The following is a 21020-nucleotide window of genomic DNA, read 5'->3' on the forward strand; positions in this document are numbered from 1 at the left end:
TCCTTGATTTGCGACATATTTACCGGTCTTCCCGGGAAGTGCAATGTTGAGTGAAAAGGTCAAATTTTGATCATTTGATAAAAAATTTGACCTTTTGATAAAACCGTTTCATTCTTTTCCCAGCGCGGCATCGGATGAACTGAGGAGTTTCTCCGAAAAGACCGCAAAAAGAGGTTCTCGCAACGAGGGGGTCCTGATGACAGTATCCGAGACGAGCGACGTAAAGGCCAACCGTCTTTCCAGCGCCGATTATGCCGACAATTTTTCCGATATCCATCCGCCGCTGACGCCGCACGAGGCGATCGTCGAGGCTGACCGGTGCTATTTCTGCTATGACGCGCCCTGCATGACGGCCTGTCCGACCTCGATCGACATTCCGCTGTTCATCCGCAACATCCAGGCCGGCAACCCGATCGGCTCGGCCAAGACCATTTTCTCGGAAAACATCATGGGCGGCATGTGCGCCCGGGTCTGTCCGACCGAAACCCTGTGTGAAGAGGTCTGCGTGCGCGAGATCGCCGAGGGGAAGCCGGTCAAGATCGGCCTGCTGCAGCGCCACGCCACCGACACCTTCATGGAGCGCGAGCAACCGCATCCCTTCACCCGCGCCGCTTCCACCGGCAAGAAAATAGCCGTCATCGGCGCCGGCCCGGCAGGTCTCTCCTGCGCCCATCGGCTCGCCACCCATGGCCATGATGTTACCGTCTACGAAGCCCGGGAAAAAGCTGGCGGCCTCAACGAATATGGCATCGCATCCTACAAGACGACCAATGATTTTGCCCAGGACGAGGTCGAATTCATCCTGCAGATCGGCGGCATCACCATCGAGAACGGCAAGGCGCTGGGCCGGGATGTCAATCTCGAGCAGCTGACCGCCGAATTCGACGCGGTGTTTCTCGGCCTCGGCCTGCCCGGCGTCAACGCGCTGGGGCTTGAAGGCGAAACCGCCAGCGGCGTTGTCGACGCGGTCGATTTCATCGGCGTGCTGCGCCAGGCCGAAGATCTGTCGCTGCTGGAAGTCGGACGCCGCATTGTCGTCATCGGCGGCGGCATGACCGCCATCGATGCGGCCATCCAGTCAAAGCTGCTCGGCGCCGAGGAAGTCACCATCGCCTATCGCCGCGGCCAGGAGCACATGAATGCCTCGCTTTACGAGCAGGAACTGGCCCAGACCCATGGTGTCGTCATCCGCCACTGGGTGATGCCCAGCAGCCTGCACGTCGCCGACGGATCAGTGACCGGGATCACTTTGGAAAAGACCCGGCTGGACGCCGCTGGCAAACTGAGCGGCACGGGAGAGCTGGTCACACTTCAAGCCGATCAGGTGTTCAAGGCCATCGGCCAGACACCGGACGCGGGACCGCTGGCGGGCTTGCCGATCGAGCTGGAAAAAGGCCGGATCCGCACCGCTGCCGACCGCCGCACCTCGCATCCGAAAATCTGGGCCGGGGGTGACTGCATCATCGGTGGCGAAGACCTCACCGTGGTCTCGGTCGAAGACGGCAAGATCGCCGCCGAAAGCATTCACAAAGCCCTGATGGCTTGAGGAAGGAAAAGATATCATGGCTGACCTTTCCACCAATTTTCTCGGTATCAAATCACCCAATCCCTTCTGGCTCGCATCCGCGCCGCCGACCGACAAGGCCTACAATGTCGAGCGCGCCTTCGAGGCCGGCTGGGGCGGCGTGGTCTGGAAAACCCTTGGCGAGGCCGGCCCGCCGGTCGTCAATGTCAACGGACCGCGCTATGGCGCCATCTGGGGCCCTGACCGCCGGTTGCTCGGTCTCAACAATATCGAGCTGATCACCGACCGCGACCTCGAAATCAACCTGCGCGAGATTGCCGAGGTCAAGCGGCGCTGGCCCGACCGGGCGATGATCGTCTCGATCATGGTGCCCTGCGAGGAGCAAAGCTGGAAGGCGATCCTGCCGCGTGTCGAGGCCACAGGTGCCGACGGCATCGAGCTCAATTTCGGCTGCCCGCACGGCATGAGCGAGCGCGGCATGGGCGCTGCGGTCGGCCAGGTGCCGGAATATATCCAGATGGTGGCCGAATGGTGCAAGCACTATTCCAGCATGCCGGTGATCGTGAAGCTGACGCCGAACATCACCGACATCCGCTATCCGGCACGCGCTGCCAAGGCCGGCGGCGCCGATGCGGTCTCGCTGATCAACACCATCTCATCCATCGTCTCGGTCGATCTCGACAATTTCGCGCCAGTGCCGACGATTGACGGCAAGGGCTCGCATGGCGGTTATTGCGGCCCGGCTGTCAAGCCGATCGCGCTCAACATGGTCGCCGAAATCGCCCGCGATGCCGAGACCCGTGGGCTGCCGATCTCCGGCATTGGCGGGATCCAGACCTGGCGCGACGCGGCGGAATATATTGCGCTGGGCTGCGGCACGGTTCAGGTCTGCACCGCGGCGATGACCTACGGGTTCAAGATCGTCGAGGAAATGACGCAAGGCCTGTCCGACTGGATGGACGAGAAGGGCTACGCCACGCTGGCCGACTTCCAGGGGCGCGCCGTGCCCAACGTCACCGACTGGCAATATCTCAATCTCAACTACATCACCAAGGCCCGGATCGATCAGGATCTGTGCATCAAATGCGGCCGCTGCCACATCGCCTGCGAGGACACCTCGCACCAGGCGATTACCGCCATGGTCGATGGCGTGCGGCATTTCGAGGTGATGGACGACGAATGCGTCGGCTGCAATCTCTGCGTCAATGTCTGCCCGGTCGATGACTGCATCACCATGATCGAGATGACCGAAGGCTCGGATCCGCGCACCGGTCGGCCGATCGACCATGATTACGCCAACTGGACCACCCATCCCAACAATCCGATGGCGAAGCAAGCCGCGGAATAGGCACCGGACTTCTCAGGACAAGGGCCCCGCTTTTGCCGAGCGGGGCCTTTCGCATGTCGGGGCCTGGTACCCGGGATCTGGATCCTGGGGTCTTGCTTGCCTCCCCTGCCCCCGGTTGATATCTTCCGGCCAATTCAAATGGATTGGCCGGGGGGCACAATGAGACTTCACACAGCCTTGATATTGCTTGCCTGCCTGGTTCTGACATCGTGCCAGACGATGTCGAAGGAAGAATGTGCTGTTGCCGACTGGCGCGTGGTCGGCGAACAAGACGGCGCTGCCGGTTACAATCCGCAGGATCGTTTTGCCGGGCACGTCAAGGCCTGCACCAAGGCCGGCGTCGCCGCTGACCAGACGCTGTGGTATCAGGGCTATCAGAAGGGCCTGCCGCGCTATTGCACGCCGCTCAATGGTCTGAGCGTCGGCAGCCAGGGAAAGACCTACGCCAATGTCTGCCCGCTCGATCTCGAACCGGGTTTCCGCGAGGGCTATGATCTCGGGCGTCTCCAGCATCGCAAGCGAAGCGAGATCAGCACGCTGGAATCGCGCATCAGCGCCATCGAACGCGACATTCGCGCCGACGAGGACCTGATCCGCGACCGCAAGGAAGACCGGCGCACCATCGAACGCCGGATCGACGACAACCGCTGGAAGATCCGCGATCTGGAGCGCGATATCGGCCGGTTGCAGTCCGATCTGCGCCGCATCAATGAAGACATGGAGGACCTCCGCTACAGCTATGCGGCGCGCGGGTAGAGCGTCACAAGGCCGGAACCTCTGTGCGGGACAACGTTGCTGACGGACGGGTGCGCAGCGAAACCGGGTTAAGGCCGTAGCAGCGTTTGAACGCGCGGGCAAAGCCTTCGGCGGAATCATAGCCATAGCGCCGCGCCACCGCGTCGACACGGTCGCCCTTGAGCAGATCCTGCCGCGCCAGGATGAGCCGCCACCTGCGCAGATAGGCCGCCGGCGTCTCGCCCACCACAGCCAAAAATGTTTCAGAAAACCGGCTCAGCGACAGACCGGCAATGCCTGCCAGATCCTCGTTTCGCCAGGGCCGTCCGGGACCGTCATGAATGGCAACAATGGCGCGGCTGAGCCGCGGATCGGACAGGCCGGCAAGCAGTCCGGGCTCGGTCGAACCGGCCTCGATCTGGGCGCGCAGCAGACGTACGATCAGCACCTCCCCAAGCCGGTTGATCACCGATGCGGAACCGCATCGCGCCGCCGCCAGTTCCGAACGCATCAGGCTGACCAGGCTCGCAGCCTCGCTGTCGTGGGAAAGGTCGAAGCCGATCCTGTCAGGCAAGGCCGCCAGCAGCGGATTGGCGCTGCCGCCCCAATCGACCTCTGCGCAAAACAGCAGATCAGTGCTCGCAAACCCCGACCCGACCCCGGCCGTGCCGAACCAGACATGCCCCGGGGCGCCATCCGCATCGGCCACAACCACCAGCGTCGCCGTCTCCGGCCGCGAGGGCCTGACCTGCAGGCTGAACCGTTCCATCAGCGTTGTCAGTCGATCAAAAGACCGCATATCGGTGTTCCTGTCGGATTGTTTGGCTTTTACAGACTATAAAACCTGTATGTTGGCTATGCAATCCCGATCCTGAAAGGTTCTTCCAATGCTGATGCCACGCCAGAAAACACCCGATCTCAATGTGCCGACCCTCGATCACGGCGCTTTCGACCTGACTTCCGATGCGTCGGAACGCGGAACCATCATCTGCTTTTACCGTGGCCTGCACTGCCCGATCTGCGCCAATTACCTTACCGAGTTTCAAAAGCGGGTCGCCGATTTCGCCGAACGCGGCGTGGCAACCATCGCCATCAGTTCCGACGGCGAAGACCGGACACGCCAGATGGCCGAGAAGATCGGCGCCGACACCCTGCGCTTCGGCTATGACCTGCCGCTGGCCAAGGCCCGCGAATGGGGTCTCTATATCTCGACATCGCGCGGCACCACCTCGATCGGCATCGAGGAGCCAGCCTTGTTCTCCGAACCCGGCCTGTTCATGGTGACGCCGCAGCAGACGCTGTTCTACGGCTCGGTCCAGACCATGCCCTTCGTCCGCCCGCATTTTTCCGAACTGGTCGGCGCGCTCGATTTCGCCATCAAGAACGATTACCCGGCCCGCGGCGAATACACCGGCGCCGTATGAGGCAAACCAGCGCTAGATCGAGCGCTGATTGACCCGCAGGGAGAGCGCTTCGGCGCTCTCCACCCGCTCCGAGTAGCGATCGACCAGATATTCCGCCCGCCCCCGGGTGAGCAGCGTGAACTTCATCAGCTCTTCCATGACATCGACCATGCGGTTGTAATACGGTGATGGCTGCATGCGGCCGCTCTCGTCAAACTCCGCAAAGGCCTTGGGAACCGATGACTGGTTGGGGATGGTGATCATCCGCATCCAGCGGCCCAGAATCCGCATCTGGTTGAGCGTGTTGAAGCTCTGTGATCCGCCGCAGACCTGCATCAGCGCCAGCGTCCGTCCCTGGGTCGGGCGCACCCCGCCGATCGGTGCCAGGGGAAGCCAGTCGATCTGGGTCTTCATCACGCCGGTCATGGCGCCGTGACGTTCGGGCGAACACCAGACATGGGCTTCAGACCAGAGCGACAGCTCGCGCAATTCAGTGACCTTGGGGTGGCTTTCCGCATCATCGGACACCAGCGGCAGGCCGGCCGGGTCATAGATCCTGACCTCGGCGCCCAGCGCCTCAAGCACGCGTTTGGCCTCCTGGGTCAGAAACCGCGAATAGGACCGGGTGCGCAATGATCCGCAGAGCATCAGCACGCGCGGCTTGTGATCCGGCTCGCCGGGCAAGACCAGTTTCCCGGTCTCAGGCAGGTGCAGGCTGGCGCGGTCGATATTGGGCATTTCATCGGTCATGGCGCGGTGATCACCTCTCCGTCTTCCTTGGTATGGGTGGTGCCCGGCGCCACATCGAGCAGCGCGAAGACAGCTTCCGAAGGCCGGCACAGCGCCACGCCCTTTGGCGTGCAGACAATCGGCCGGTTGACCAGCACCGGATGCTCGAGCATCGCGTCAAGGATCGCCTCATCGCTAACAGCGGGATCGGTCAGACCTAGCTCCTCGGCAGGCGATTTCGACACCCGAAGCGCGCTGCGCGGGGTCAGGCCTGCTGCAGCAAACAGCCCCTGCAATTGCGGCCGGGTCCAGCCGGTTTGAAGATATTCGACAACGACCGGCTCCCCGGCAAAGGCCCGGATGATCTCGAGAACATTGCGGGATGTGCCGCAACCGGGATTGTGGTGGATGACAATGCTCATGCAGGTTTTCCGATCTTGCTGGCGTTCGACGTGGCACCCGCTTAGCCCAGGGCAGACAACATATCAAGACATCTTGATTAATATGCCAGGCCCGTCCCGGCATCTCCGCCTTGATTGCAGACGCGATCAATTGCACAAAGGCGGCAACCACAAGGGAGACTTCAATGAGCATTGACTTGACCGGCAAGACAGCCCTGATCACCGGCGCCAGCCGCGGCATCGGCGAGGCAGCCAGCCGCATTCTGGCCGGATACGGCGCCAATGTCGTTCTGGCAGCGCGCTCCACCCGCGACACCGCCCGGATCGCCGCCGAGATCGGCGACAAGGCAATCGCGGTGACCTGCGACGTGGCCCAATATATCGACGTCGAAAATGCGGTCAAACTGGCCGTCGACAGCTTTGGCGGCCTGGATTTCCTGGTCAACAATGCCGGCGTCATCGATCCCATCGCCCGCATCGAGGACTCTGATCCGGAAGCCTGGGACCAGGTTGTCGACATCAATTTCAAGGGCGTCTATCATGGCCTGCGCGCCGCCATCCCGGTGATGAAAAAGCGCGGCGGCGGCGTCATCATCAACATCTCCTCAGGGGCTGCCACGGGCGCGCTCGAAGGCTGGAGCCATTACTGCGCCACCAAGGCGGGCGTCTTGTCGTTGACCAGATGCGCCCATGCGGAATGCGCCGCCGACAATATCCGCGTCGTCGGCCTGTCGCCGGGAACCGTGGCCACCGACATGCAGCGCTCGATCAGGGATTCCGGCGTCAATGCGGTCAGCCAGATGGACTGGTCGATGCACATCTCGCCCGACTGGGTCGGCGAAGCCATCGCCTGGCTCACCACCGATGCGGCACGCAGCTATGACGGCGATGATTTCTCGCTCAAGACCGAAGAAGCCCGCCGCGCGGTCGGACTGATCAGCTAAGCCGCGGCCAAATGGCTACAGGCGGCGGATGCGCGGGCTCTCGCCGCCTGAGGACTGCGGCCGCAAACCATCGAGAAACAGCGTCTCGAGATAGCGCGCGGCGTCCTCGAAACGGCCTTCCGCGCCACGGTCGGGCCCGAGGATGACCCGGACCTGGGCGTCAAAATCGGCATAATGCTGGGTGGTTGACCAGATCGAGAAGATCAGGTGCAGCGGATCGACCGGATTGATCTGCCCGGATTTCATCCAGCCGCGCAGGATGTCGGCCTTTTCATCGACCAGCGGCTTGAGTTCGCTTTCCAGCAGACGCTTGATACGCGGCGCGCCCTGCAGGATTTCATTGGCGAACAACCGGCTTTCGCGGGGAAAGTCGCGCGCCATTTCGAGCTTGCGGCGAATATAGGACTGCAATTCCGGCAGCGGGTCGCCCACCGCGTCAAGTTCGCGCAGCGGCTCCAGCCAGGTGTCGAGCAGGCGGGCGATCAGCGCCTCGTACATGTCCTGCTTGCGGCGGAAATAATACAGCAGATTGGGTTTGGACATGCCTGCATGATCGGCGATCCGGTCGATGGTCGCCCCACGAAATCCGTGCGCGGAAAACTCCTCGAGCGCCGCATCGAGGATGCGGGCCTCGTTCTCCATCTGAATGCGCGTCTTGCGCTGGGTTTCGGTGGCCCGTGCCTTCTGGCCCTGCGCTGTTCTGCCTTCGCTCATCCGGCTTCATTCACCCCGTTGATGCTGTCACGGACAACGCCGAATTGGCCTTGACCACATGGTTGTCCCTGTTAGAGTTTTATCAAACAGTCAAGATTTCGTAACACAGCCTGTGAGCGGAAACAAAGCCTTCCAAAACGGCACCTGACTGAATCAACGGGAACCCATGCGTCAGGAGGCGCGCCAGCATTGTCAAACCGGCTCAACACCACTCCCAACGACCTGCGTGCGTTCTGGATGCCGTTTACCGCCAACCGCCAGTTCAAGCAGAACCCGCGCATGCTGGTCGGCGCCAAGGACATGCATTTCACGTCTTCCGATGGTCGCCAGATCCTCGACGGCACCGCGGGCCTGTGGTGCGTCAACGCCGGCCATTGCCGTCCGAAGATCACCGAGGCGATCGCGCAGCAGGCCGGCGAGCTGGATTATGCACCGGCCTTCCAGATGGGACACCCCAAGGCCTTCGAGCTCGCCAACCGGCTGGTCGACATCGCGCCCGAGGGCATGAACCATGTACTGTTCACCAATTCCGGGTCGGAATCGGTCGAAACCGCGCTGAAGGTTGCGCTCGCCTATCAGCGCGCGAAGGGTCACGGATCCCGCACCCGGCTGATCGGCCGCGAGCGCGGCTATCATGGCGTCAATTTCGGCGGCATTTCCGTTGGCGGCATCGTCTCCAACCGCAAGATGTTCGGCACGCTGCTGACCGGCGTCGATCATATGCCGCACACCCATCTGCCCGCGCAGAATGCCTTCACCAAGGGCCAGCCCGAGCATGGCGGCGACCTGGCGAGCGAGCTCGAGCGCATCGTCACGCTGCATGACGCCTCGACCATCGCCGCTGTCATCGTCGAGCCGGTCGCCGGCTCCACCGGCGTGCTGATCCCGCCCAAGGGCTATCTCAAGAAACTGCGCGAGATCTGCACCGTGCACGGCATCCTGCTGATCTTCGATGAGGTCATCACCGGCTTTGGCCGCCTTGGCTCGCCTTTTGCCGCCCAGCATTACGATGTCATGCCGGACATGATCACATCCGCCAAGGGACTGACCAATGGCGTCATCCCGATGGGTGCAGTCTTCGTGACCTCGGAGATCCACGACGCCTTCATGCAGGGCCCCGAGCACCTGATCGAGTTCTTCCACGGCTACACCTATTCCGGCAACCCGATAGCCTCGGCCGCAGCCCTCGCCACGCTCGACACCTACAAGGAAGAAGGCCTGCTGACCCGCGCCGCCGAAATCTCGCCCTACTGGGAAGAGCAGCTGCATTCACTGAAGGATTGCCCGCACGTCATCGACATCCGCAACACCGGCCTGATCGGCGCCATCGAGCTCGACCCTATTGCCGGCGAGCCGACCAAACGCGCCTTCTCGGCCTTCCTCAAGGCCTATGATGACGGCTTGCTGATCCGAACCACCGGCGACATCATTGCGCTGTCGCCGCCGCTGATCATCTCGAAGGATCAGATCGACGAATTGTTTGAAAAACTGCGTAAAGTCCTCGAAGGGATTGCCTGACCATGCAGATCATTGAGAACGCCATTGATGGCAAACTGACAATTTCCGCGTCGGACCGCCGTTCTCCGGTGTTCAACCCGGCCACCGGCGAACAGATCGCCGAGCTGCCGCTGTCGACGGTTGAGGAAATCAACGCGGCCGTGGCCTCCGCCAAGGCGGCGCAGCCGGCCTGGGGCAACATGCCGCCTCTCAAGCGCGCCCGCTATATGTTCAAGTTCAAGGAACTGCTCGACCGCCATGCCGGCGACATCGCCCGCGAGATTTCGCGCGAACACGGCAAGACCCATGATGATGCGCTGGGTGAAGTCACCCGCGGCATCGAGGTGGTCGAATTCGCCTGCGGCATTCCCAATCTGCTCAAGGGCGACTTTTCCCGCAATGTCGGCCCCGGCATCGACTCCATCGCCGACCGCCAGCCGCTCGGCGTTGTCGCCGGCATCACTCCGTTCAACTTCCCGGCCATGGTGCCGATGTGGATGTATCCGATGGCGATTGCCTGCGGCAACACCTTCATCCTCAAGCCATCCGAGCGCGATCCGTCCGCACCGATGCTGGCCTGGAAATTGTTCCAGGAAGCCGGATTCCCCGATGGGATCTTGAATGTCGTCCACGGCGACAAGCTCGCCGTCGACACCCTGCTCGATCACCCCGACGTCAAGGCAATCAGCTTTGTCGGGTCCACCCCGATTGCCGAATATGTCTATTCGCGCGGCACTGCCAACGGCAAGCGCGTGCAGGCGCTTGGCGGCGCCAAGAACCACATGGTGATCATGCCCGACGCCGACATGGACCAGGCCGCCGACGCGCTGATGGGCGCGGGCTACGGCTCGGCCGGCGAACGCTGCATGGCAATCTCTGTTGCCGTTCCGGTGGGCGAAAAGACCGCCGATGCGCTGGTCGCCAAGCTCAAGCCGCGCGTCGAGGCGCTGAAGATCGGCCCGGCCACCGACGAGGCCGCTGAAATGGGTCCGGTGGTCACGAAGCAGCACCAGGAAAAGGTGCTCGGTTACATCGACCAGGGCGTCAGCCAAGGCGCGGAACTGGTCGTCGATGGCCGTGGTTTCTCGCTGCAGGGCTACGAGAACGGCTACTTCGTTGGCGGCACGCTGTTTGACCGCGTCACCACCGACATGACCATCTACAAGGAAGAAATCTTCGGACCGGTGCTCTCGGTGGTCCGTGCCGGAACCTTCGACGACGCCGTCAAGATGATCAATGACCATGAATATGGCAACGGCACCGCGATCTTCACCCGCGATGGTGACGCAGCCCGCGCCTTCTCCGATTCCATCGAGGTCGGCATGGTCGGCATCAACGTGCCGATCCCGGTTCCGGTGGCCTATCATTCCTTCGGCGGCTGGAAGCGTTCCCTGTTCGGCGATCACTCGATTTATGGCCCGGAGGGCGTGCGCTTTTACACCCGCCTGAAAACCATCACTTCGCGCTGGCCCAACGGCATCAAGTCCGGCGCCGTGTTCAATTTTCCGAGCTGACCCATGGAGATAATTGGCATCCCTTGGGCGGTTGTTTTGGCTTACGGAGGCTTCGCAAGCTGGCCGTGGCTTTGGACCATCGGCCTGGGGACGCTAATCGGAGCTTGTATCTATTACCTAACTCGATCCCATGCTGTGATCGCAGATATCCAACGAACCGGTATACTAAAAACCCTCACTTTCATTCTGATAACGCAGGGAATCACTGCTGCTATTTTGTATGGGGTTGGGCGGATAATCGGTATGATATTCAACTAAGGAGACGACCATGTCCGCACCCGCAGCCAATCTTCGCATCAACGCCGACAGGCTCTGGGATCTCGCTCATGGACATGGCCAGGATCGGGCCCGGCATTGCCGGCGGCAACAACCGCCAGACCCTGACCGATGAAGACGGCGAAGGCCGCAAGCTGTTCCAGCGCTGGTGCGAGGACGCCGGCATGACCATGGGCGTCGACACCATGGGCAACATGTTCATGACCCGGCCCGGCACCGATCCCGATGCCCTGCCGGTCTATGTCGGCTCCCATCTCGACACCCAGCCCACCGGTGGCAAATATGACGGTGTTCTCGGCGTGCTGGCAGGCCTCGAACTGGTCCGCACGCTCAATGATCTCGACATCAAGACCAAACACCCGATCGTGGTGGTCAACTGGACCAACGAGGAAGGCACCCGCTTTGCCCCTGCCATGCTCGCCTCCGGCGTCTTTGCCGGTGTGCATGAGCAGGACTGGGCCTATGACCGGGAAGACGCCAAGGGCAAGCGTTTTGGCGACGAGCTGGTCCGCATCGGCTGGAAGGGCGACGAGGAAGTAGGTAGCCGCAAGATGCATGCGCTGTTCGAGCTGCATATCGAGCAGGGCCCGATCCTCGAGGCGCAAGGCAAGGACATCGGCGTTGTCACCCACGGCCAGGGCCTGCGCTGGATCCAGTGCACCGTCACCGGCAAGGAAAGCCACACCGGCTCGACCCCGATGCCGATGCGCAAGAATGCCGGCCGCGGCCTTGCCCAGATCACCGAACTGGTGCACCAGATCGCCATGGACAACGCCCCCAAAGCGGTGGGCGCCATCGGCCACATCGACATCTATCCCAATTCGCGCAACATCATCCCCGGCAAGGCGGTCTTCACCATCGACTTCCGCAGCCATGAAATCGATACATTGAACGGCATGGTCGACCGGCTGATGGCGGAAGCGCCGAAACTCTGCGACGCACTCGGCGTCGGCTTCGAGGCAGAGATCGTCGGCCAGTTCGATCCTCCGGAATTCGACAAGACGTGCGTCAAGGCCGTCCGTGACGCCGCCGAACGGCTCGGCTATTCGCATATGGACATCATCTCCGGCGCCGGTCACGATGCCTGCTGGATCAACCGCGTGGCGCCGACCGCCATGGTCATGTGCCCCTGTGTTGACGGGCTCTCCCACAACGAGGCCGAGGACATTACGAAGGAATGGGCTGGTGCCGGCTGCGATGTGCTCATGCATGCAGTGGTGGAAACCGCCGGGGTGGTGAAATGATGGTGCCAGACGCGCCGAGCAGTCCTCCCTCCCCCTGGAGGGGAGGGATCGAGGGTGGGGGGCCAATTGTGTCACCAAGCTTGAATTCACCCGGAGCTCTGGCACGGGCGCGAAAGCTTCGCCACAGCATGACTGATGGTGAAAAACGTCTCTGGCGCGATCTCAGAGAATTCAAAAAACTCTACGGAATTCACGTTCGCCGGCAGACACCGGTAGGCCCTTATGTAGCGGATTTCGCCATCCACTCCGCCAGGCTGATCATCGAGGTTGATGGAGAGCATCACTTCACTGGGCCGGGAATCGCGCGAGACAGAAAACGTGATGCGTGGCTGGCTGAAGCCGGTTATCGCGTCGTCCGCTTCAACACCGGGGAACTTGCAGAGTCCTTTGACGCCTGCATTGAGAAAATTCTGCATGAATTGGGGCTGATGATATGATTGTCGCGCCCCCCACCCCTAACCCCTCCCCTCCAGGGGGAGGGGGACAGTCCAACGGCAGACCGAGGTAACAACATGACCACATCAGCCAAAGTCCTGCCACTTGAGAGCAGTGACGATAGCCAACTTCGCATAGATCTTGCAGCAGCTCTCAGACTGGCGGCCTATTACGACTGGCATGAGGGTGTCGCCAACCATTTCTCCGCCGCCGTCTCACCCGACGGCAGGAAATTTCTCGTCAATCCGCGCTGGAAACATTTCTCTCGCGCCAAGGCCAGCGAATTGCTGCTGGTCGACGCCGATGACCCCGACACCATGAAGCGCCCGGATGCGCCCGACCCGTCAGCCTGGTCGATCCATTCCGCCATTCACCGCCGCGTGCCGCATGCCCGTGTGGCGCTGCATCTGCACCCTCCCTACGCCACCACCCTTGCCGGCCTGAAGGATCCCTCGATCAAGCCGATCGACCAGGTCACGGCACGGTTCTTCAACCGGCTGGCGATGGACATGAGTTTCGGCGGCATCGCCTCGGAAGAAGCCGAGGGCGAGCGCATCGCCGCCACCATCGGCAATCATTCGAGCGTCATGATGGCCAATCACGGCGTCACCACCGTGGCCCCGACCGTCGCCGAAGCCTTTGACGCCATGTACCATCTCGAGCGCGCGGCGCGGACCATGGTGCTGGCCTATTCGACCGGCCAGCCGCTCAACGTCATGAATGACGAACTGGCCGAATCCGTTGCCCAGGAATGGGATGTCTACAAGGACGCCGAGTTCTCGCATTTCGAGGAAATGAAACAGGTGCTTGACCGGGAAAACCCGGGTTATGCGGAGTGAAAACGAAACCGAAACATGATTGAGAGAACGCACAGGGCTGGCCACCAGGTTCCTCTCCCCCCGGGGAGAGGTCGGGCGCCGCCTTGCGGCGACCGGGTGAGGGGGTCTTCGCCACAAAACCTGAACCCGCGACCAGAGCACTGGCGCGCCAGATGCGCAAACAGCCGACCGACGCCGAGCATCTGCTCTGGTTCGAACTTCGCAATCGTCAACTCAACGGGTTTCGCTTCAATCGTCAGGTGCGGATTGGTCCCTATATCTGCGATTTCTGCTGCCGCAACAGCAAGCTGATCATCGAACTCGATGACAGCCAACACGCACTTGAGGAAGCCAAGGACGCGCGGCGCACAGCGTGGCTCACACAAAATGGCTACAGCGTCTTGCGGTTCTGGAATGATGAGGTTGCGTTTGAGCGGGCTGCCGTTCTGGAAACCATACTTGCCGCACTTGAAGGGCGCTTGAAGCCCCCTCACCCAACTCAGGCATCTGCTCAGCTCCGCTTCGCAGTGCCTTCCTATCCCTCTCCCCGGCGGGGAGAGGAAACAGAACACCCCTAGCCCCTCCCCTCAAGGGGGAGGGGAATTGACCGCAAAAAGAATAAGCACGGGAACACCATCATGAGCACCACTGTCATCAAGAACGGAACCATCGTCACCGCCGATCTGACCTACAAGGCGGACGTGCTGATTGAGGGCGGCGTCATCACCGCCATCGGCCCCAACCTGGTCGGCGAAAAGTCACTCGATGCCACCGGCTGCTACGTCATGCCCGGCGGCATTGATCCGCACACCCATCTCGAAATGCCGTTCATGGGCACCTATTCGACAGATGATTTCGAAAGCGGCACCCGCGCGGCTCTGGCTGGCGGCACCACCATGGTGATCGATTTCGCCCTGCCCGCACCGGGCCAGTCGCTGCTCGAAGCGCTGACGATGTGGGACAACAAGTCGACCCGCGCCCATTGCGACTACTCCTTCCACATGGCGATCACCTGGTGGGGAGAGCAGGTGTTTAATGAGATGGAAACCGTGGTCAAGGACAAGGGCATCACCACCTTCAAGCACTTCATGGCCTACAAGGGCGCGCTGATGGTGGATGATGACGAGATGTATTCCTCCTTCAGCCGCGTTGGCGAATTAGGTGGCATCGCAATGGTCCACGCCGAAAACGGCGACGTGGTGGCGCAGTTGCAGCAGAAATTGCTGGCCGAGGGCAACAACGGCCCCGAGGCGCACGCCTACTCCCGTCCGGCGGAAGTCGAGGGCGAAGCCACCAACCGCGCCATCATGATCGCCGACATGGCCGGCACCCCGCTATACGTGGTGCACACATCCTGCGAGCAGAGCCACGAGGCCATCCGCCGCGCCCGCCAGAAGGGCATGCGGGTCTGGGGCGAGCCGCTGATCCAGCATCTCACTCTGGACGAGAGCGAATATGCCAACCCCGACTGGGACCATGCGGCGCGCCGGGTGATGAGCCCGCCATTCCGCAACAAGATGCATCAGGATTCGCTTTGGGCCGGGCTGTCGGCCGGCTCACTGCAGGTGGTCGCCACCGACCATTGCGCCTTTTCCACCGAACAGAAGCGCTTCGGCGTCGGCGATTTCACAAAGATTCCCAACGGCACCGGTGGTCTCGAAGACCGCATGCCGATGCTGTGGACCCATGGTGTCGCCACCGGCCGGCTGACCATGAACGAGTTTGTCGCCGTCACCTCGACCAACATCGCCAAGATCCTCAACTGCTACCCGAAAAAGGGCGCGGTGCTGGTTGGCGCCGATGCCGATCTGGTGGTCTGGGATCCGGAGAAATCCAAGACCATTTCGGCCAGCACCCAGCAGTCGGCGATCGACTACAATGTGTTTGAGGGCAAACAGGTCAAGGGCCTGCCGCGCTACACGCTGACCCGCGGTCGCGTCGCCGTTGACGATGGCGAAGTCAAGCCGCAGGAAGGCCATGGCGAATTCGTCAAGCGCGAACCGGTGACGCCGACCAACAAGGCATTGTCGACCTGGAAGGAAGTCTCTTCCCCGCGCAAGGTCGAGCGTTCAGGCATTCCGGCGAGCGGGGTGTGAGGATCATGAACCGACAGGCCATCAACCACTTGCCGGGCGCCGCGTGCCTCCTTGGCCTCATGGCCTCACAGGCATCAGCCGACATGCTGCCGATTGATGGCAAATACGGAAACAGCGAAGGCTGCGCATTCGACCCCGAACAGGCATCCATGAGCGACAGCAAGATCATCGTCAGCCCGCAGAATGTAGAATTTCATGAATCGGGCTGTAATTTCCTTCAGGTCCTGTCCGCTTCCCACGGGCGCGCGGTTGTCACCGCTCTCTGCTCGGGAGAAGGTGAGGAATGGGTCTCGACCTATCTAGTCAGGCCGGGTCACGACGATCCGGCCGCGCTCCAGTTCACAATGCAGGGCGGAGACGGGTTCGAATTCACGGTCAGCCGATGTCAGTGAGCAACAGCAAACGGGGTCTGCAGAAGGTGTTTCCAGAATCAGCTGTCGTCGGCGCGGATGATGATCGTGCGAGTGTCGGGGTCCCAGTCATACTCGATTGCATCGGTGATGCCCTGAAGCGCAACGTTTCCTTCCCAAGTCTGATCAAGACCTCCATCAAGCCAGTCAATCCAGAAGTGATCGGCAAGCTGCCTGGCTTTATCGCCGGTGAACTGAAGTGTTACCGTAGGAACGCTGCATTGATGAGCTTTCTTCGCCATGATTTCTTCTCCATTTTTTCCAGAACAGGCCTTGCCTCAATTGGTGACAACAAATTTATGATAGACCGATACTCGTGGAGCTCGCAATGAGCACAGTCATTTCCGCCCGAAACCTCGATCTCACCTTCGAAACCAATGATGGTCCTGTCCATGCCCTCAAGGACATATCGCTCGACATCGCCGAGGGCGAATTCGTCTCGCTGATCGGACCCTCCGGCTGCGGCAAGACCACATTGTTGCGCGTTATCGCCGATCTGGAAAAGCCCACCGGCGGCACCGTGTCGGTCAATGGCTTGACACCCGAACAGGCCCGCCTCGCCCGCGCCTATGGCTATGTGTTTCAGCAGTCAGCGCTGTTGCCCTGGCGCACCATCGAGGACAATGTCGCGCTGCCGCTTGAAGTGATGGGGCTCGACAAGGCAACCCGCGCGAGCCGCATCGCCAGCAATCTGGAACTGGTCAATCTGGTCGGCTTCGAGAAGAAATTCCCCTGGCAGCTCTCCGGCGGCATGCAGCAGCGCGCATCCATCGCCCGCGCGCTGGCGGTCGAGCCGGCCATGTTGCTGATGGACGAACCTTTTGGCGCGCTTGACGAGATCGTTCGCGATCATCTGAATGAGCAACTGCTGAAACTCTGGGCCAAGACGAAAAAGACCGTGGTCTTCGTCACCCATTCGATTCCCGAGGCCGTGTTCCTGTCGACCAAGATCGTGGTGATGAGCCCGCGGCCGGGCCGCATTCACGAGATCATCGACTGCAGCGAACTGGGCAGCGACCGGTCGCTCGACATCCGCGAAACCAGCGCATTCCTGAAAATCGCCCACCAGGTCCGTGAGGGCCTCAAAGCCGGACACAACTACGATGAATAGCGCGCAGCAATCCCCGGCAGGCGCACCGGTGCTGCGCCAGGCCACTATCGCCGACCTGCCGGTCTGCGCGACCATCATCAATGATTATATCGACGCCACCGGGTGGCTGCCGCGGACCACCGACCATGCCGCGGTCGAAGCGCTGTTCGTTCCCTCGCTTCTCGAAAGCCGCACCATGTTTGTGGTCGAAGACCATGGCGACATTCTCGGCTATCTGTCTATGAGCGACGACGGCTTCGTGCCCGCGCTCTATCTGCGGCCTTCCGCGCGCGGCAAGGGTGTGGGCAGGATGCTGCTGGATGCGGCCAAGGCCGCACACCCCTCCGGCCTCGAGCTCACCGTGTTCGAGCGCAATACCGACGCCTTGCGCTTTTATGAGCGCGAAGGCTTTCACGAAGACCCCGCCCGTCGCGACGACACCACCGAAGAGGGCATCCCGACATTGTGGTTGCGCTGGCCCGGAGGCGCGCAATGAGCCCCTCGCTGATGATCTGGCTGGCGGCGGTCATGGTGATTTTCATGGCCGCGGCAAGCAGTCTGCGGGTCTATGTCGACCGGCCCTCGGTCTGGCTGCTGGTTTTGGCCATCGGGCTCTACACCGCCGGCAATCTGATGATGGTGCGGGTGATGCGTGAAAGCGGTCTCGCCGTCGCCATGTCGCTGTCGGCCGTGCTGCAACTGGTGCTGATCAATTTGATCGGGCTGCTGATTTTCGGTGAACGCCCGTCGACCATGCAGATCGGCGGCATCACGCTGGGCATCGTCGCCGTGACCATGATCGTCTGGCCGCAAGGGAGACAGGGATGACCGAGCGTAGTTTCATTCACGACCGGCTGGTCCCGGTGGGCTCCATCCTGCTGCTGATGCTGGTGATCTGGTATTTTGCCGCCTATTCGATGAACGCGCCGTTCCAGCGCGATTTCGACCGGCGCGCCGGCGAGACCCGCTCAAACATCGAATTCCTGATGAAAACCATGAGCCAGCCGAAGCCGACCATGCCGGCGCCGCATCAGGTGGCGGAAAACCTCTGGAAGAACACCTTTACGGTCAAGCCATGGTCGAAGCGCAGCCTGGTCTATCACTCCTGGGTGACGCTGTCGGCAACGCTGTCGGGTTTTGCCATGGGCACCGCACTCGGCGTGGCGATCGCCATCGGCATTGTCCACATTCCGGCGCTCGACCGCTCCTTCCTGCCCTGGATCATCGCCTCGCAGACGATTCCCATTCTGGCCATTGCGCCGATGATCATCGTGCTGCTCTCGGCCATCGGCATTACCGGGCTCTTGCCGAAGGCGCTGATCTCCACCTATCTGTCGTTCTTCCCCGTGGCCGTCGGCATGGTCAAGGGGCTGCGCTCGCCTGATGTGCTGCATCTCGACCTGATGCGGACCTATTCGGCCAGCAAGATGCAGACCCTGTGGAAGCTCAGGATCCCGGCCTCGGTGCCGTTCTTCTTCACCTCGATGAAAGTGGCGATTGCCGCCAGCCTGATCGGCGCCATCGTCGGCGAACTGCCCACCGGGGCTGTGGCCGGCATCGGCTCGAAACTTCTGGCCGGCTCCTATTACAGCCAGACCGTCGATATCTTTGCCGCGCTGATCGCCGGCTCGATTGTCGCCATTTTGCTGGTGACCGCAGTTGATGTCGTCGGCCGTTTCGTCAACACCCGCATGGGAGCAAAAGCCCAATGAGCGTGTTCCGTCCCAACTGGCAGGCGCTGATGTCGCTGCTGGCAAGCCTCTACAGCCTCACCGCCCTGCCCTTTACCGAGAGCATGAGCGCCGCCTCTTCGCTCACGGTGGTGGCGATCCTTCTTGCCGGCGCGCTTGTCTCGATGCTGCAGCTGAGCTTTGCGGTCCAGACCGCGGTTCTGACGCTCTCGAGCTTTGGCGCGGCAGCACTGCTGATCGCAGGCCTCACCGATGCCTTCGGCACGGCAACGGCGGGCTACTTCGCGGCCCTGATTGCCGCCTGGCTTCTCGGCTGGCGACTGGTCACCGTGCTGTCGGGCGATGGCAGCCGCGGCAGCGAAGGCCGTGGCTCGACACTCATCGTGCCTGCCCTGTTCGGCATCTGGGTGGTCATCCTGTGGGAATGCATCGTCCGCGGCGCCGGCGTGCCCTTCGTGCTGCTGCCGCCGCCCTCGGCCATCGGGCTCAGGATCACAACCTCGACCTCGATCCTGGCGGCCGATTTCAAGCAGACCGTGCTCAAGGCGGTGCTGTTTGGCTATGTCGTGGGGTCGCTCACCGGATTCCTCGTCGCCATCCTCGCCGACCGCTTCCGCTTTCTGGCCAGCGGCCTGCTGCCGATCGGCAACATGGTCTCGGCCCTGCCGATGATCGGCATCGCGCCAATCATGGTGATCTGGTTCGGCTTCGACTGGCAGTCCAAGGCCGCGGTCGTCATCGTCATGACCTTCTTCCCGATGCTGGTGAACACGCTGGCAGGGCTGACGGCCACCAGCGAGATGGAGCGCGACCTGATGCGCACCTATGGCGCCACCCACTGGCAGGTTCTGCTCAAACTGCGGCTTCAGGCCGCAATGCCTTTCATCTTCAATGCCCTCAAGATCAACTCGACGCTGGCGCTGATCGGCGCCATCGTGGCCGAGTTTTTCGGCACGCCGATTGTCGGCATGGGCTTTCGCATTTCGACCGAAGTGGGTCGGATGAATCTCGACATGGTCTGGGCGGAAATCGCCATGGCCGCCATTGTCGGGTCTTTGTTTTACGGGGCACTTGCACTTCTTGAGCGCGCCGTCACATTCTGGCATCCGAGCTATCGCAGATAGATAGCCCTGAGCCGCAACCAGAGAGGAACCAAAAATGAAAAAAACACTCGGACTGACACTGGCACTCACCATGACACTGATGGCAGGTGCCGCGAGCGCTGCCGACAAGGTGACGCTGCAACTCAAATGGGTCGCACAGGCCCAATTCGCCGGCTATTTCGTCGCCAAGGAGAAGGGCTTTTACGACGAAGCCGGCCTTGATGTCGAAATCAAGCCGGGCGGCCCCGACATCGCGCCGGAACAGGTGATTGCCGGTGGTGGCGCCGACGTCATCGTCGACTGGATGGGCGGCGCGCTCGCAGCCCGCGAAAAGGGCGTGGGCCTGGTCAACATCGCCCAGCCTTACAAGAAGGCCGGCATGCAGCTTGTCTGCCCGGCCGACGGCCCGGTCCAGACCGAGGAAGACTTCAAGGGCCACACGCTCGGCGTCTGGTTCTACGGCAATGAATATCCGTTCTTTGCCTGGATGAACAAGCTTGGCCTGTCGACTGAAGGCGGCGAAGACGGCGTCACCGTGCTCAAGCAGAGCTTTGACGTGCAGCCGCTGATCCAGAAACAGGCCGACTGCATCTCGGTCATGACCTATAACGAGTACTGGCAGCTCATCGACGCCGGCTACAAGGCCGAAGACCTCATCGTCTTCAACTACTCCGCCATGGGCAACGATCTGCTCGAGGACGGCCTTTATGCAATGGAAGACGATCTTGCCGATCCGGCTTTCGCCGAAAAGATGGTCAAGTTCGTCGAGGCCTCGATGAAGGGCTGGGAATACGCCATCGCCAATCCTGAAGAGGCAGCCGGCATCGTCATGGACAATGGCGGTCAGGATGAAAACCACCAGGTCCGCATGATGGGTGAAGTGGCCAAGCTGATTGACACGCCGGACGCCAAGCTGATCCCGGAAGCCTATGAGCGTACCGCCAAGGCGCTGCTCGACCAGGGCATCATCACCAAGGAGCCGGAAGGCGCCTGGACTTCGGACATCACCGACAAGATGTAATCAACCCTTTTGGGGTAAACTGGACC

At 61.6% G+C, this 21020-nt stretch carries 23 protein-coding genes and 1 pseudogene; 19 read left to right on the plus strand and 5 right to left on the minus strand.

The features are described 5' to 3' along the window. Positions 1 to 196: 196 nt before the first annotated feature. The 3 genes from OEG82_RS19960 (at position 197) to OEG82_RS19970 (ending at position 3629) form a co-directional block, all read left to right on the plus strand. Positions 197 to 1546 carry an NAD(P)-dependent oxidoreductase gene (locus tag OEG82_RS19960; RefSeq protein ID WP_267614107.1) on the plus strand — a complete coding sequence of 450 codons (1350 nt, stop codon included), beginning with the start codon at positions 197 to 199 and terminating at the stop codon, positions 1544 to 1546. A gap of 16 nt (positions 1547 to 1562) precedes the next feature. Further along, the gene (gene preA / locus OEG82_RS19965) at positions 1563 to 2873 is read left to right on the plus strand and encodes an NAD-dependent dihydropyrimidine dehydrogenase subunit PreA (protein WP_267614108.1); all 1311 of its coding nucleotides are present in this window, start codon (positions 1563 to 1565) and stop codon (positions 2871 to 2873) included. Positions 2874 to 3032: 159 nt separating this feature from the next. After that, positions 3033 to 3629 carry a DUF2799 domain-containing protein gene (locus tag OEG82_RS19970; protein WP_267614109.1) on the plus strand — a complete coding sequence of 199 codons (597 nt, stop codon included), beginning with the start codon at positions 3033 to 3035 and terminating at the stop codon, positions 3627 to 3629. Positions 3630 to 3633: 4 nt separating this feature from the next. Here OEG82_RS19970 and OEG82_RS19975 read toward each other — a convergent pair whose 3' ends face one another. Next, entirely contained in the window at positions 3634 to 4407 is a 774-nt protein-coding gene (locus OEG82_RS19975; RefSeq protein WP_267614110.1) for a helix-turn-helix transcriptional regulator, read from the minus strand. A gap of 88 nt (positions 4408 to 4495) precedes the next feature. Here OEG82_RS19975 and OEG82_RS19980 point away from each other — a divergent pair, with 88 nt between their 5' ends. Continuing rightward, positions 4496 to 5032: a peroxiredoxin-like family protein gene (locus OEG82_RS19980; protein WP_267614111.1), complete on the plus strand. Its 537-nt coding sequence runs from the start codon at positions 4496 to 4498 to the stop codon at positions 5030 to 5032. A 12-nt stretch (positions 5033 to 5044) separates the two neighbouring features. Here OEG82_RS19980 and arsH read toward each other — a convergent pair whose 3' ends face one another. Both arsH and arsC read right to left on the minus strand, forming a co-directional pair. Then, positions 5045 to 5761: an arsenical resistance protein ArsH gene (gene arsH / locus OEG82_RS19985; protein WP_267614112.1), complete on the minus strand. Its 717-nt coding sequence runs from the start codon at positions 5759 to 5761 to the stop codon at positions 5045 to 5047. Continuing rightward, on the minus strand, positions 5758 to 6162 hold the full coding sequence (arsC, locus tag OEG82_RS19990; protein WP_267614113.1) for an arsenate reductase (glutaredoxin): 405 nt from the start codon (positions 6160 to 6162) through the stop codon (positions 5758 to 5760). Before arsC ends, arsH begins: the two co-directional genes overlap by 4 nt. Positions 6163 to 6326: 164 nt before the next feature. Here arsC and OEG82_RS19995 point away from each other — a divergent pair, with 164 nt between their 5' ends. Then, complete coding sequence (locus OEG82_RS19995) at positions 6327 to 7085, plus strand: SDR family oxidoreductase (protein ID WP_267614114.1); 759 nt, start codon at positions 6327 to 6329, stop codon at positions 7083 to 7085. A gap of 15 nt (positions 7086 to 7100) precedes the next feature. Here the strand turns inward: OEG82_RS19995 and OEG82_RS20000 are convergent, their stop codons facing one another. Beyond that, complete coding sequence (locus OEG82_RS20000) at positions 7101 to 7799, minus strand: TetR family transcriptional regulator C-terminal domain-containing protein (RefSeq protein WP_267614115.1); 699 nt, start codon at positions 7797 to 7799, stop codon at positions 7101 to 7103. Positions 7800 to 7988: 189 nt separating this feature from the next. On the opposite strand from OEG82_RS20000, the gene aptA reads away from it, so the two are divergent. From aptA to OEG82_RS20040, 8 genes and pseudogenes are all read left to right on the plus strand, one after another. Beyond that, positions 7989 to 9317: an omega-aminotransferase AptA gene (aptA, locus tag OEG82_RS20005; protein ID WP_267614116.1), complete on the plus strand. Its 1329-nt coding sequence runs from the start codon at positions 7989 to 7991 to the stop codon at positions 9315 to 9317. A gap of 2 nt (positions 9318 to 9319) precedes the next feature. Further along, a complete protein-coding gene (locus tag OEG82_RS20010) occupies positions 9320 to 10810 on the plus strand; it encodes a CoA-acylating methylmalonate-semialdehyde dehydrogenase (protein ID WP_267614117.1) in 1491 nt (496 codons plus the stop codon). Positions 10811 to 11078: 268 nt separating this feature from the next. Next, positions 11079 to 12330, plus strand: a pseudogene (locus OEG82_RS20015) (Zn-dependent hydrolase). A 68-nt stretch (positions 12331 to 12398) separates the two neighbouring features. Further along, positions 12399 to 12767 carry an endonuclease domain-containing protein gene (locus tag OEG82_RS20020; RefSeq protein ID WP_267614118.1) on the plus strand — a complete coding sequence of 123 codons (369 nt, stop codon included), beginning with the start codon at positions 12399 to 12401 and terminating at the stop codon, positions 12765 to 12767. 75 nt (positions 12768 to 12842) lie between these two features. Then, positions 12843 to 13604 (plus strand): class II aldolase/adducin family protein, encoded by a 762-nt coding sequence (locus OEG82_RS20025; RefSeq protein ID WP_267614119.1) that lies wholly within the window; start codon positions 12843 to 12845, stop codon positions 13602 to 13604. A gap of 83 nt (positions 13605 to 13687) precedes the next feature. Beyond that, on the plus strand, positions 13688 to 14161 hold the full coding sequence (locus tag OEG82_RS20030; protein WP_267614120.1) for an endonuclease domain-containing protein: 474 nt from the start codon (positions 13688 to 13690) through the stop codon (positions 14159 to 14161). Positions 14162 to 14221: 60 nt separating this feature from the next. Further along, the gene (gene hydA, locus OEG82_RS20035; RefSeq protein ID WP_267614121.1) at positions 14222 to 15679 is read left to right on the plus strand and encodes a dihydropyrimidinase; all 1458 of its coding nucleotides are present in this window, start codon (positions 14222 to 14224) and stop codon (positions 15677 to 15679) included. 5 nt (positions 15680 to 15684) lie between these two features. Further along, the gene (locus OEG82_RS20040) at positions 15685 to 16071 is read left to right on the plus strand and encodes a hypothetical protein (RefSeq protein WP_267614122.1); all 387 of its coding nucleotides are present in this window, start codon (positions 15685 to 15687) and stop codon (positions 16069 to 16071) included. Positions 16072 to 16109: 38 nt separating this feature from the next. On the opposite strand, the gene OEG82_RS20045 is transcribed toward OEG82_RS20040, so the two are convergent. Continuing rightward, positions 16110 to 16331 carry a hypothetical protein gene (locus tag OEG82_RS20045; protein WP_267614123.1) on the minus strand — a complete coding sequence of 74 codons (222 nt, stop codon included), beginning with the start codon at positions 16329 to 16331 and terminating at the stop codon, positions 16110 to 16112. An 86-nt stretch (positions 16332 to 16417) separates the two neighbouring features. On the opposite strand from OEG82_RS20045, the gene OEG82_RS20050 reads away from it, so the two are divergent. From OEG82_RS20050 to OEG82_RS20075, 6 genes are read left to right on the plus strand one after another with little or no spacing between them, the layout of a single operon-like run. Further along, a complete protein-coding gene (locus OEG82_RS20050) occupies positions 16418 to 17200 on the plus strand; it encodes an ABC transporter ATP-binding protein (RefSeq protein WP_267614124.1) in 783 nt (260 codons plus the stop codon). After that, on the plus strand, positions 17193 to 17675 hold the full coding sequence (locus OEG82_RS20055) for a GNAT family N-acetyltransferase (protein ID WP_267614125.1): 483 nt from the start codon (positions 17193 to 17195) through the stop codon (positions 17673 to 17675). The genes OEG82_RS20050 and OEG82_RS20055 overlap by 8 nt, the downstream gene beginning before the upstream one ends. Next, positions 17672 to 18007 (plus strand): hypothetical protein, encoded by a 336-nt coding sequence (locus tag OEG82_RS20060; RefSeq protein ID WP_267614126.1) that lies wholly within the window; start codon positions 17672 to 17674, stop codon positions 18005 to 18007. Before OEG82_RS20055 ends, OEG82_RS20060 begins: the two co-directional genes overlap by 4 nt. Continuing rightward, positions 18004 to 18891 carry an ABC transporter permease gene (locus OEG82_RS20065; RefSeq protein WP_267614127.1) on the plus strand — a complete coding sequence of 296 codons (888 nt, stop codon included), beginning with the start codon at positions 18004 to 18006 and terminating at the stop codon, positions 18889 to 18891. The genes OEG82_RS20060 and OEG82_RS20065 overlap by 4 nt, the downstream gene beginning before the upstream one ends. Next, positions 18888 to 19994: an ABC transporter permease gene (locus OEG82_RS20070; RefSeq protein ID WP_267614128.1), complete on the plus strand. Its 1107-nt coding sequence runs from the start codon at positions 18888 to 18890 to the stop codon at positions 19992 to 19994. The genes OEG82_RS20065 and OEG82_RS20070 overlap by 4 nt, the downstream gene beginning before the upstream one ends. Positions 19995 to 20028: 34 nt before the next feature. Continuing rightward, the gene (locus OEG82_RS20075; protein WP_267614129.1) at positions 20029 to 20994 is read left to right on the plus strand and encodes an ABC transporter substrate-binding protein; all 966 of its coding nucleotides are present in this window, start codon (positions 20029 to 20031) and stop codon (positions 20992 to 20994) included. Positions 20995 to 21020 lie beyond the last annotated feature (26 nt).

This window comes from Hoeflea ulvae, assembly GCF_026619435.1.
Lineage (GTDB): Bacteria > Pseudomonadota > Alphaproteobacteria > Rhizobiales > Rhizobiaceae > Hoeflea > Hoeflea ulvae.